Source organism: Bifidobacterium phasiani, from assembly GCF_019331775.1.
GTDB lineage: Bacteria > Actinomycetota > Actinomycetes > Actinomycetales > Bifidobacteriaceae > Bifidobacterium > Bifidobacterium phasiani.
Map to the genome: position 1 here is coordinate 1 of NZ_JAHBBD010000023.1, position 11734 is coordinate 11734.

Below are 11734 nucleotides of genomic sequence, written 5' to 3' on the forward strand. Positions count from 1 at the left end.
GTCGCCGACGCCACGGCCACCTTGCCGTTCTGGCGGTCAAGCACCAACATCACACCACCTCCAGTGGTTCACGGCCGAGCAGCACGTCCGTGGACACGCCGAACAGGTCGGCCAGCTTGGCGATCTCATCCGCGCTGAAACGGATATCCCCCTTGAGCTTGTCGCTGAACGACGCGCTAGAGATTCCCAGGGCACGGGCTGCATCTTTCTGCCATATGCCACGCAACACAAGCATGCACTTTATGCGTTCATAAAACAGATTTGTATTATACGAATCACTTTTCGTCATGACGAATATCTATAGCACCTTGCAGCAACATATGCAAATCGGATTTGTGTTTTATTGATTGCAAGTTTGGTATATGCTAATCTAATTTACATGACAGCGACAATGGTGCAGCCGAACACATCCGGCAAAAAGACAGGCAAAACACTACAGGACCGCGTGAGCTACAACATTCGCGTCCTGCTAGCGATCAAGCAGACCACGCAACAGGACATGGCCCACGCCATGGGCATCGCCACTTCAAGTCTTTCCCAGAAATTCAGCGGGAAAATTCGATGGAACTTAGACGATATAGAAAAAGCTTCGGATTTCTTCCACATGGAACCCGAAGCTTTGGTGTCAAGCAACTTGTGGGGGCGCAGGGGCTTGAACCCTGGACCGGCGGATTATGAGTCCGATGCTCTAACCGACTGAGCTACACCCCCGCCGCCGTATAGGCAACGATGATTGTAGCATGAGGCGAGGAGACACGGGCGGTGTGGCGACAGGACGGTGTCATGGCGCCATGGCTGGGTTCGCGTCGCGTGTGCGTTTCCGTCGGTCTCCACCGGTACCCGATGCCGGCGCATGCGGGCGGATGTCCGCGCATGTCGGTGCGAAGCTCTTGGAAGTACAGCGTTTTCCTAATTCACAGGATGGAGGAGGGCGATCCTGTGAACCGGCGTCACGGCCGAATCGAACATTCGCGCCCGGTATTCCGCCGATGTCGATGTGCGGAAATGTGCATTCCATATCGTTCCAGTTCACAGGATCATCCGCCTCCGAACCGTGAACCAGCCAAAACCAGCAGAGCCCCGAATCGACGGCGAACGGCATCGAGTTGACCGGGAAAAACCGCTCATGCCCCTCCCCACAAGCCACTCCAAGATGAAAAAGCACGATGACTGCATGAACGCGTCTTCATGGTCGGGATCAGGCGCTCGGATACCAATACCGCCATGCACGCCAACGTCTCGGCGGTATATCGTGATTATCGTAATGGTGTCCGCAATTTATCCGCCGCCATCAATGGCTATCTCGAGCCGTATTAGGGGGTTCTCATGCGCATCGGCAAAGGAATCGGCATCTGCGCCATGCTGCTCGCATCGCTCGTTCTCGGCGCCTGCGGTTCGGACGCCGGCACCACCGAGCCCGGAACAGGAACGGAGACGTCGCGCGCCAAGCTGTACCAATCGACCGAGCAGATGGCGGACGACAGCGACCTCATCGTCGTCGGATCGGTCGGCGACACCAGAACCGTGCAGGACCTTGACGACACCACCGATTTCACGCTCGCCGACGTGAGGGTGCTGACGACGATCAAGGGCGACGCCGGAGGCGACACCGTCGCCGTGCGGCAGACCGGCTCCCCGGAGCAGAGCGACTCCGACCTTCTCATGTCGTCCGGCGACACCGTCATGCTCTTCCTGGTGCATTCGGGATTGGACGGCGAACTCGCCGACCAGTACTACATCACCGGCGCCACGGCCGGCCTGTATGCCATGGACGCCGTTGACGTCGCGGCCGACACGACCCAGGAGGGCGACCCGCCGGCGGACGGCGCCCGTTTCCGGCGGGTCGACATGCAGTCCGGCGACAGTCTTCCGCAGACTTTGACGACGGAGGATGTCGAGGCAATGACCGACTGAGCGGCTGACTCTGTATCTTTTCTGCCCGTACCGACGGTTCCGCTGCACAAACCGTGGTCTGCCGCGCCATATGAGTGCGTCACGCGGAATCGCTCGTCACTGTTCGCCGTCCGGTTCCGACTCCTGCGTCTCCTGTTGCTTGCGGTCGTTCAGGTGGCTTTCGAGCCGGCGGATCTTGCGTTCGAGCTCGTCGATGCGCCGGGCCTGCTGGGCAATGATCAGGTCGAACGTCTGCTTGGTCTGCGCGTCCAGCTCACCGTGGTCCGGATCGCGGCGCCTGTCCCCGACCGGCGGGGTGCCGTTGCCGGCCCACCGCTCGCCCTCGGGAATGTTCAGGTCCATGGCGTCGTCCTCAGGTGACTCGGCGCGGCGCTTCTGTTCTTCCTTGCCCCACCGGGCCACGCACCGCTCGATCCGCTTGTAGCCGATCAGCGACGAGTCAAGCCCCGCGCTACGGAAGATTTTCGCCGGCGACTCACCTTCACTGTAGCGGCGCATACAGTCGCGCTTGAACCGCTCGGTATAGCGGATGCGGTTCTGCGTGACGCTCTCGACCGCGGGCAGCGACTGCAGATAGCGGATCTCGCGGGCGCTGAACATCGTCTCGGATCTGTTGGCCATCGGTTTCCCTCATTTCCGTGCCGGATACGGCAGAGGGTATGGGCCGGCGACGAGGCGCCGGGACCCATACCCTGGTGTTTTCATTGCGAGCCGCGCGAACGGCTTGTGCCGTCAGGCGCGCATCATGCGGCGCACGTTGCGCGACTTCATGTACACGGTCACGCCCGCGCCCGCGATCAGCAGGCCGAGGACGATGAACGCGGTGATGCCGGCGGCGCCGGTGGACGGCAGCTCGGCCACGCCACGCACGTTCAGCACGGTCGCGACGCCCTCACCCTGCGCAGGAGTCACAAGGTGGTTCGCGTCATTCGCATTCACAACGGCTACGCCGTTCGTGACGGTGACGGTGAACTTCGCGTAGTAGTTCGTCGCGTACTGCGCGTCCGGATTGCTGGTCTCCACAACCGTGTAGGTGCCGTCCTTCAGACCGCGAACCGTCAACATGCCGTCATCGGCGGTCAAGATATCCGCCGCACCGGCATCGTCGCGCACATAGGCGCCGCCGATGGCCGCACCATCCTCATCCTGTTCCTGCGAGAACGTCAGGGCAGTGTCATCGGAAAGATCATTGTCTTCGAGAAGGTCGCCCTCGTACACGTTGAACACGACGTCCGCAAGTCCGGCGTCTTCCTTGTTGACCTTCTGGAACTGGAACTCGCCGTACTTCAATGTCACCGTGTCGCCATCGGACGTGGCGCCGCCGTTATGAGATACAGACGCGGTGTTCTGCGTCTGGCCGCCCTCGGCGTCGCTGGTCACCACGGCCGAGTACTGCAGCTGGATGTTCTTGCCGGCATAGTTCTGGCCGTCCAAGGTATCGATGACAACAGTGACCGTAGTATTAGTCGCATCGGAACCATCAGGTGCGTCCGTGGGGTCTCCGCCCATCACGAAAGTCGCCGTGGCACCATCAAGTCGGGTTTCATAAGTGTTGTCGTTGTTGGCATCCACATACACCGCGAAGGAATTCTCATCGAGGTCAAGGCCCTTGGACGCATGATCGAAGAACGTGAACTCATAGCTATCGTAGGCATTGGCATCGGAGGGAATGGTGTCGGTCACGGTGAAGTTCACCGTATCGCCGATGTTCACCGTACCAGTATCGGTGTCCTGTACCTCACCTTCCACGGTGACGCTATCGATCTGGCTGTCGTCCTCGTCGTATGCATCCTTCTCCGGCTGCCCTGCGGGCTCGGTCACGGTCTTCGCGTTCACCACGCCCAAATCGTTGATATTCAGCTGGCCGTCGCCAGGATTGACCGTCACGGTACCGCCTCCTTCAACGTAGGGGGTGATATTAGTCGCGACGATAGCAATCGGATGATACACCGTCTCGCCATTCACGGTCGTGGTGTCGGTGACGATATACCAGCCCTCGAGCAGCGTATCATCGGAATCGCCGCCAAGGACGACGTCCTGAGGATCCGTGCCGGTAACGGCGTACGAATCGGCAGGGGCCATGGCAGCGATCGACGTGTTGCTCAGGGCATCGGCGAACTGGCGCAGCTGCGCCGGCGACAATGTGGCAATCGCGGCGGCCGGATTCGACGCATACACGTCCCCAAGCACATAGGGAGTACCTTCATCGGTCCCGTCGCTTGTAACACCACTAAACGCAGCCGTCAGAACCGACGTCCAATTGTTGCCTTCCTCGGTGACGGTGTTCACGTCCACGTAGACACTGTTGTTCGTGTTAGACCGTTCAGGATCACTAAACGTGGCGAACCGGTACGCCGTATACGTGTGCCCCGGCTGTGCATTGTTGATTGTGATCGTCGCCAGAGTATCCGACGAGGCGTTGGCGGTGACGGTCAGGGCGGCCATGCCCGTCACGGCCATCGCCGCGGCGGCCACTACGCCCAGGCACCTCTTCAACATGCCCTTCATCATGGTTCTTTTCTCCTTAACTCCCCCATCCCCTCACGGGAACGGGATGACTGTTTTGGAAATCGATGGTTTGCTTTCGTCCTTCCTGACTTCACCCCAACCCATCCGGAAGGACGAAGACAGGCGGGAAACCTCTGGTGGATAGGGACAGGAGTCCGGTCAAGGGACCGGCCTCGGGACCGGACGGCATCATGGCCGCCCGGCCGAGAACGATCAGACCCGACGCCGCCGGGCCAGCAGCCACGCCGCACCGGCCAGCAGCAGCACACCGCCACCGGCGAGCACGATGTTCCTTGCGGTCGTGTCGCCACCGGTCAGCGGGAGCGCGGACACCGGCGTGATGGTCACCTGAATGACCGGGTGCGGGTACGTCTTGTCCTTGACCGCCTCATTCGTGGTGTAGTGGAGCGTGGCTTGCGTGTTTGCATGGAAGCCGGGCTTGTTCGACGAGGTCGCATTGCCCTCCGCATCGGTATCTTGGTCGCCCAGAATCTGTTTGCCGCCCGCATCGAGATAGCCGTTATTCTGCGCGTAGTCGACGTACGCCTGGTCGGTTGGCTCGATGGTGAACGTGATCGTGTACGTCCACCCATCAGTCAGGCGATACTCATCCGGAAACTCGAGTGTCACCACCGAATGCGCATTGTCACCGTCACCGTAGGTCCCTGCCGGGTAATACGTGTACGTCAGCGTCTGAGTTCCCGCTTCGCCGGAGGCAGTCGTCTTATCGGCGAACGTGAATTGCCCCGACATTACGCCATTGGTTGCGCCTTCTACCTGCGTCAACGCATCGGGTCCACTGACATTAATGGAACTGTCCTCCGCGTCGGTAATGGTGATGACGGGAACCGCGCTCGGGGCCGTAAGCTGCGCGTACTCGCTCAGCTCATCGACAATCATGACGTCGTGCAGGTCCTCGCCCGCAATATCACTGGCAATTCCAGCGAAATAGGTGAGCATATTACTGGCATCACCATTCGCCAGGTAATCTTTCTGCGGGACTCCGCTAGCACCGTTAGTGACTTGCTGCAGCGTATTTTCGCTGGCCTCCCCACCAACGCCAACCACATAGAACCGGTCACACGTAAGATTTCCAGCGGCGTCTATGGCGGCATTCAATGGATCTCCATCATTGGGCCTGTTGGGCTCGCCATCGGTGATGAACACGACCACCGTCTCGGCCTCGTGTCCTTGACCATCGTCAGCACGGGCAGTTCGCACGAGACTCTGAGCCGATTGAAGCGCATCCCGATAATTTGTTCCGCTGTTGAAGTTTTGCCATTCGGACTCAGGCAAAGTCATGTGACCGTCTGACGGCAATTCTGCCCAGCTACTCGTATTGGTGGTTCCACTGAATTCGACCAAGGAAACCTGCGCATCAATGTTGGGAATCTGCGCGAGTATTTCGTTCAGACCATCGATCGCGTTCTTCGCCAAGTCGAATCGCTCGAACGAATATTCATACAATGTGCCTGGATCGCATTGCTTGATATTTTCCTCGTAGGCGCAAGGATTATCGCCCTGCGGATTCGGATCTTCATCCGCATCGCCTTGATCCTTATCGGGATATTCGCCCTCCATGGTCCACATCATGCTGTACGACTCGTCGAGCACGTACAGCACGTTCACGGGCTTTGTATCCTTGCCGGTCGTACCGGTCACGTCCAGGCTCAGATCGTAGGTCCCGTCCTCGTTGGCGTCGACGTATTTGCGAATCGACGGGTCCGCCTCGGGCAGCTCCACGGTAGGCGAATAGACATAGCTGTTGGTCACGGCTACAGTGCGTTCCATATTGTTGTTGTCTGCCGGCTCCACTACGTTGCCGTCTTCGCCGTCAACCGTGTACGAGACGCTGAGGTTATAGCCGTCAAGCGCCGCCTTCGATTCATCTTCGGTCACCGTGTACGATGCCGTGCCCGGCAGCCCGTAGATTACAACCGTGCCGTCCGCGCCGTTCTTGGAGCTTGCGGTCACACGAACCTCTGCCCTGTAGATTCCACCAGCAACTTGCTGGAACGCAACATCACCATCCGACGTTCTGTAAGATTGCCCAGTAACAATCCCGTCGTGCGTTTCGATCGTGAACGTGTATGCCTTGCCCGGGTCGGCGACCGTCGTGCCCGCGATCTCCTTGGTGATTGTGATGGTCTCGACTGGGTTCTTGGTCAGTTTGATGTAAACTGTTGTGTCCTCGGTCAGAGGCTTGCCAAAATCATTCCACAGGGTGGTGAAATCGGCATCGGCGTAGTACCCGTCGATATACCAGTCGTCGGGAATCTCGATGCCTTCGGGATATTGAATCTCCGAGCCGGTGATGTACGTACGAGTATCGGCTGTGTTCCCATCTTGCGCAGGACCCGAAGTGATTTTATTGTTGCCGTAAACAAAATCAATCTTGTTGGTCGTGAAGAACAGATCGAGATGGTACTGGACGGACTGATCCTCGAAACCATAATGCGCGTTACCCACTTGCGACGGGTCAAGGTGCCACCGGAACAGAGCCGTACTTTGGGAACCCCAAGTTTTGCCGGTATCCCCTCGCGCTTGGGCAAGGTAATCACCAACATGGTTGTTTTGATTTACTGAATAATCTTTCTTGCCGTCGTCCCACGCCCCGGAATAGTTCCAGTTCGTTTGGTCGACAAGAGTCGTGGTGTCCATGTTGCTCAAAGCAGCAACTAGTTGATTCCAATCCTGCGTACTGTTAATTAGAGGCTGGCCCGGGGTGTTGACTCCGGCCTTACCGTCGAAATAACTTGGATCCAGCATGATCTCGCCGGCAGGGAAGTAACCGTTCGCATCTCTTGTTTCAGGCTCGATGCCGAGCAAATTGAGGCATTCATCGGACAGACCGATAGCGGCTACGTATACGTAGACCTTGACCGGCCCCTCCGGGTCTGTGGAATTGGAAGTGTAAACAAGATAAATAGAACGAACACCGGTAGTAGCCCATGAGATTTCGGTATTATTATTCCCGGGCCGAGAGTCACCGTCCGAGTACCTCCAGCTGTTACCGCTGTACCGCACCCATCTGGCAGCAGTACCGTTATACTTGTTCAAATGGGCACCCTGATAGGTATAGCCGGAAATATCCGTACCATAGAAATCCAGGTTGACCCAACTTTTGTCGTTCACATATACGATTTCGCTCTGGCTTCCCTGAATCGCATCGCCCTTCTCATCGACGTAGTAAACCGTCACACTATTCCGACTGGTGGTATGGGATCCCCACGTAATCGTGAAGTGCGAGAACGAGTCGACGGTGAACTCCGCGGTCACCACGCTCTGTGCGTCATCCGCCTGCGCATCCTCGGACAGCGCGGCCGCGCCATCGTCCACCGCGACGGTGCCCTCGGACTCGTCCGCCGCATCGGCGACGGTGTCGGCGGCGACGATGTTGCCGTCCCCGTCCTCGGACAGGTGGCGCACCTGAATCGTGGAGGCGTCCACATCGTCGCCCAGCATGGTCTGCGGCGTCTCGATCCTCACGTCGACCGGCTCGGAGGGTTCGACCTCGTCGCCGTTCCCGTCGCTGAAGTGGATGTCGAGCGCGATCACGCCGTCGGCGGCGGCATCGGCCCGGTCAAGGGCCTCCACGATCGCGTCGTCCACCTGCACGATCGACGCCTCGAGCGTCACGCCATCGGGCAGCGCGCCCGTCGGCGCGTCCACGCTCACATCGACCAGGCTCCCGTCATCGGCGGTCGCAGCAGCGGTATAGGTCCGGCTTTCGCCGCCGTCAGCGGGAGTGATGTCCTGCGCGACCGCGGTGCCCGCGATCGCCGAGGTGCCGAGCATCGCCAGCGCCGCGACCACGGCGGTCAGCCTGGAACGGATACCCCCCCCCCGAGGTTGTTGCTGTGCATCATGTACGTCCCTTCCGTCCTCCTGTCCACCGGAGCACGTCACGACCGCCCCGGCGAAACGATTCTTTTGGGAACGAAGTTACCCCCTGACATCCCCCTATCCCCCCGTTTCATACCACTTCCACACCCCCGCGAAAATTTGGCTTTCGCGTTGCGGGAGTAAGGGTCGGCGACTACGACACACCACCAACTTTCCCCGACCTTCCCTGACCTCGATGTCACCCACCATGTCGGAGCGAGTCATGCATAACCGCCACCCGCGCACAGACGCACGCCCGCCCATCCCCGCAGTCGCCCGCCGCGCCGCATCCACCGGCAAACCAAGCCTTACCTTAACGTCCCCCTAACAGTGTCCCGACACCCACCACACACAAAAGCGGCACGATCGGAGACAGCCTCGCAGGAAGCCAGGCAACACCACCACAGTTCAAAGGAGACACCAGGCCGCCACCAAAATCAAGAACCCCGCACCGACCGAGAAGAACATCGAACAGAAGAGCGAGGACCGTCCGTTCAACGGGTTCAACAACTGGAACGGCGGCTACGACGGCTGGCTCAAATGGTGCGACACGCTCTACGAGCCGGACGCGCACTACAACGTCTACGGCCACCGCCTGACGCTCCAGCAGTACAAGGACATGATGGGCCAGCTGTTCCAGCACTACACGATGGAACTCGGCCAGTTCGAGAACATGATCATCCGCGACAACTGGTGCGCGATCCGCTACACCGTCACGATCAGGAACCTCGAAACCGGCGAGGAGACGCTGCAGAACACCATGGAGTTCGTCACGTTCAAGGAGAACCCCGAGCCCGTCGGCGTGCGCGTGGTCGAGGGGTGGGCGCTGTCCGACACCCCGCTGTCGGCCCAGCGGTGACGCGACGCGCCCGCGGCGCCGCCGATCATGGGGATGGCGCCGCGGGCGCGGTACCGCAGACGGCCGGACTTCCGTCTGCCTGAAATGGCTTGATACGGCCGGCTGATACAGCCGGTTTGATACGACCCGGTTTTATATGACCGGTTTTATACAGCCGACGCCGGTTCGGGGGCGTCGCCGCCGGCCGCGTCGCCCTCCAGCCGATGCTCGAGCTGCTTGACCTTGTGCTCCAGCTGGTCGATCCGCCGGGCCTGCTGCGCGACGACGAGCAGGCAGGTCTGCAGGTCCATCGAATCGGGGGCCGTGTCGTCGCGGGTCGTGAAGTAGCGGCCGTCGTTGACCGGCGGCATCGCGGGGCCGACCCAGCGGTCGGTCTGGGACACCTCGAAACCGCTTTGGTTGGGGGCCTCTCCCCCGTCGTCGTCCCCTTCCTCGGTCCGACGCCACCTCGCGAAGCACCGTTCGATGCGCTTGTAGCCGATCAGCGCCGTGTCCAGGCCGGCGCTGCGAAAGATCTTGGCGGGCGATTCGCCGTTGCGATACCGCCGCATGCAGTCGCGCTTGAATTCCTCCGTGTACTGGATGCGCTTCTGCGACACGCGTTCGACCGCGGGCAGCGACTGCAGGTAGCGCATCTCACGGGCGCTGAACATCGTCTCGGACCTGTTCGCCATGCTCGTTCTCTCCGTCCCCAAAGGAGCCGAAGGGCACGGGGCGCTCCGAGGAACGCCCGATGCCCTTCTTCCACCATCAACCGGTCAAGGTGTGGCTGGTTGCGTCAGCGTCGGCGTCAGCCGCGCAGCGCGTTGCGCACGCCGCGGGACTTGACGTAGACCGTGACGCCCACGCCGGCGATCAGCAGGCCGAGCACCACGAACATGGTGATGCCGGCGGCGCCGGTCTTCGGCAGCTGCGAAACGCTCTGCACGTTCATGACCCTTACCGCGCACATCGGGTTCAGTCCAACTCCACGAGACTCCGACGAATCGCTAGAACGTGGCATCCTACACGAATCGGTGGAATCTTCATTCCCCTTAATCACGGTAACCAGACCATGTTCATCGTCAATTGGGCTGAAGTGAGACCAATCACCGCCAACCTCGACGATGAAAGATGAACGATAATCTTTCAGATAACCGTTCGGGACTTCCGTCTCCTCCACAGTCAACATTTCACCAGCTGCAATGCCCTGAATCTTGACTTTGCCAGAAGCCGGAGTCACCACAGTATTCGTTGAAGAAGTGTTTTCCACACCGTCATGCAAACGATACACCGCCGGATTCTTTTCGTCACCTGGGCTGGTGCACACCAAATTCAGAGGTTCGCCTTCTCTTTTAATCTGGAATTTTGCATTTGCAAGTCCCTTACCAAACGCATCAGTCTTCTCGAACCGGAACCAAGAAAGCTCCACGGAATCCCAGTCCTCACGAATATTGCCGTTATCCGTTACCTTTGCGTCATTGTCCGGTCCTAATTCTGGCGCATCGCCGTTGACGAAACCGGTATAGGTTACGACAAGGTCTTTCGTTGCATACTTCTGATGCTCACCATACAGCCACTTGTCAGTCATGGTCACAGTGAATTTTGCATTGTCATCGTCGTCGTTGCCCACAAGGTCCTCGGCACCGGTCACACCAAAACCGTCAACCTTGTAATCGGTATCCTTGGTGAGAAGAACGTCCGTGTCCCGGTCGAGCACTCGGTCGCCATCGAGATCGATGAACACCTGCAGTGTATTAGCACGAATTGTCAGACCAGTCGAAGGCTTATCCGCAAAGGCCAGAGAATATCCAGGAATATTGGTGGTAGTAGGCACCGGCGTAGTCAGATAGAACGGAACCTCATCACCAATCGAATAGTGCTCATCTTGACCGTCCTGATTGACGTCGACCTTACCCTTATCAAAGGTATCAATGGAGTTCTTAATCTCGATAGTACCGTCCATGTCTTTATAAACAGCGTCGCCGTTCATCACCTTGGTACCAATAAGGATCGGCAGAGACTTTGTAATCGTCTCTCCGTCTTCGCCTTTCTGAGTTTCGAACTGGTCGAAGAGCACATAGATTCCCGGCTCGCTCATGGCGATAGGGTAAGTATCCTCAGCGTAGTTTGTTGGAATTGTCACCTGAGCGGACTCCACCGTGCTCTCCAAGCTAGCCAATCCATTCACAAAGTTACGCAATTCACCGGCGTAAGGCGCCTCAACAGAAGATTGCATGTTGAGCGCCACCCACAGCATCGGATCAGAGTTCGTATCGTCGTCGTCCCACGTTGAGCTATCATCCGTCGCGTCGTCAAGCGCCTTGTCGATAACGCTGCTGACACTTTTGACGTCAACGGTCTTAACAGACAGCTGACCATCATCATTGGCATAATAATCGGCCAGCTTCACATATTTGAAACTATGTCCGCGCAGCTTCTCGGCACCTCCAGTAAGCGTGATTGTCGCCGGAGTCAGCGTTAACTGTGCAGCACTCGCCGTGACGGCCCCCACCGCGAGGCCCGCGGCGGCAACGGCCGCGGCCGTGATGCCGGCGAGCGCCCGTTTGATTGTTCCCTTCATGTTGT

Annotated in this window: 8 protein-coding genes, 1 tRNA gene and 1 pseudogene; 3 read left to right on the top strand and 7 right to left on the bottom strand. The window is 58.9% G+C overall.

Translation table 11 applies throughout. The features are described from left to right. Positions 1-49: 49 nt before the first annotated feature. Entirely contained in the window at positions 50-289 is a 240-nt protein-coding gene (locus KIH73_RS08860; protein ID WP_219082663.1) for a helix-turn-helix domain-containing protein, read from the bottom strand. A 222-nt stretch (positions 290-511) separates the two neighbouring features. Here KIH73_RS08860 and KIH73_RS10990 point away from each other — a divergent pair. After that, a pseudogene (locus KIH73_RS10990) lies at positions 512-613 on the top strand (helix-turn-helix domain-containing protein); the annotation flags it as partial. Between the two features lie 24 nt (positions 614-637). On the opposite strand, the gene KIH73_RS08870 reads toward KIH73_RS10990, so the two are convergent. Further along, a tRNA-Ile gene (locus KIH73_RS08870) sits at positions 638-711 on the bottom strand. Between the two features lie 648 nt (positions 712-1359). Here KIH73_RS08870 and KIH73_RS08875 point away from each other — a divergent pair. Then, positions 1360-1914, top strand: coding sequence for a hypothetical protein (locus KIH73_RS08875; protein ID WP_219082665.1), 555 nt, complete (start codon positions 1360-1362; stop codon positions 1912-1914). A gap of 96 nt (positions 1915-2010) precedes the next feature. Here KIH73_RS08875 and KIH73_RS08880 read toward each other — a convergent pair whose 3' ends face one another. The 3 genes from KIH73_RS08880 to KIH73_RS11125 form a co-directional block, all read right to left on the bottom strand. Beyond that, the gene (locus KIH73_RS08880) at positions 2011-2535 is read right to left on the bottom strand and encodes a hypothetical protein (RefSeq protein ID WP_219082667.1); all 525 of its coding nucleotides are present in this window, start codon (positions 2533-2535) and stop codon (positions 2011-2013) included. A gap of 111 nt (positions 2536-2646) precedes the next feature. Next, entirely contained in the window at positions 2647-4425 is a 1779-nt protein-coding gene (locus KIH73_RS08885; protein WP_219082669.1) for an isopeptide-forming domain-containing fimbrial protein, read from the bottom strand. 210 nt (positions 4426-4635) lie between these two features. Beyond that, positions 4636-8238, bottom strand: a complete 3603-nt coding sequence (locus tag KIH73_RS11125; RefSeq protein WP_219082672.1) for a DUF7604 domain-containing protein — start codon at positions 8236-8238, stop codon at positions 4636-4638. 691 nt (positions 8239-8929) lie between these two features. On the opposite strand from KIH73_RS11125, the gene KIH73_RS08895 reads away from it, so the two are divergent. Next, positions 8930-9166, top strand: a complete 237-nt coding sequence (locus tag KIH73_RS08895) for a hypothetical protein (protein ID WP_219082673.1) — start codon at positions 8930-8932, stop codon at positions 9164-9166. Positions 9167-9312: 146 nt separating this feature from the next. Here KIH73_RS08895 and KIH73_RS08900 read toward each other — a convergent pair whose 3' ends face one another. Next, positions 9313-9840, bottom strand: a complete 528-nt coding sequence (locus KIH73_RS08900) for a hypothetical protein (protein ID WP_219082674.1) — start codon at positions 9838-9840, stop codon at positions 9313-9315. A gap of 116 nt (positions 9841-9956) precedes the next feature. Beyond that, positions 9957-11729, bottom strand: coding sequence for an isopeptide-forming domain-containing fimbrial protein (locus KIH73_RS08905; RefSeq protein WP_219082676.1), 1773 nt, complete (start codon positions 11727-11729; stop codon positions 9957-9959). Between the last annotated feature and the right edge of the window lie 5 nt (positions 11730-11734).

What these genes read in the sequence shown, in the direction of transcription:
- KIH73_RS08875 (WP_219082665.1), top strand. Translation starts at nt 1,360, where the DNA reads ATGCTGCTCGCATCGCTCGTTCTCGGCGCCTGCGGTTCGGACGCCGGC.
- KIH73_RS08880 (WP_219082667.1), bottom strand. Translation starts at nt 2,535, where the DNA reads ATGGCCAACAGATCCGAGACGATGTTCAGCGCCCGCGAGATCCGCTAT.
- KIH73_RS08895 (WP_219082673.1), top strand. Translation starts at nt 8,930, where the DNA reads ATGGGCCAGCTGTTCCAGCACTACACGATGGAACTCGGCCAGTTCGAG.
- KIH73_RS08900 (WP_219082674.1), bottom strand. Translation starts at nt 9,840, where the DNA reads ATGGCGAACAGGTCCGAGACGATGTTCAGCGCCCGTGAGATGCGCTAC.
- KIH73_RS08860 (WP_219082663.1), bottom strand. Translation starts at nt 289, where the DNA reads ATGACGAAAAGTGATTCGTATAATACAAATCTGTTTTATGAACGCATA.
- KIH73_RS08885 (WP_219082669.1), bottom strand. Translation starts at nt 4,425, where the DNA reads ATGATGAAGGGCATGTTGAAGAGGTGCCTGGGCGTAGTGGCCGCCGCG.
- KIH73_RS08905 (WP_219082676.1), bottom strand. Translation starts at nt 11,729, where the DNA reads ATGAAGGGAACAATCAAACGGGCGCTCGCCGGCATCACGGCCGCGGCC.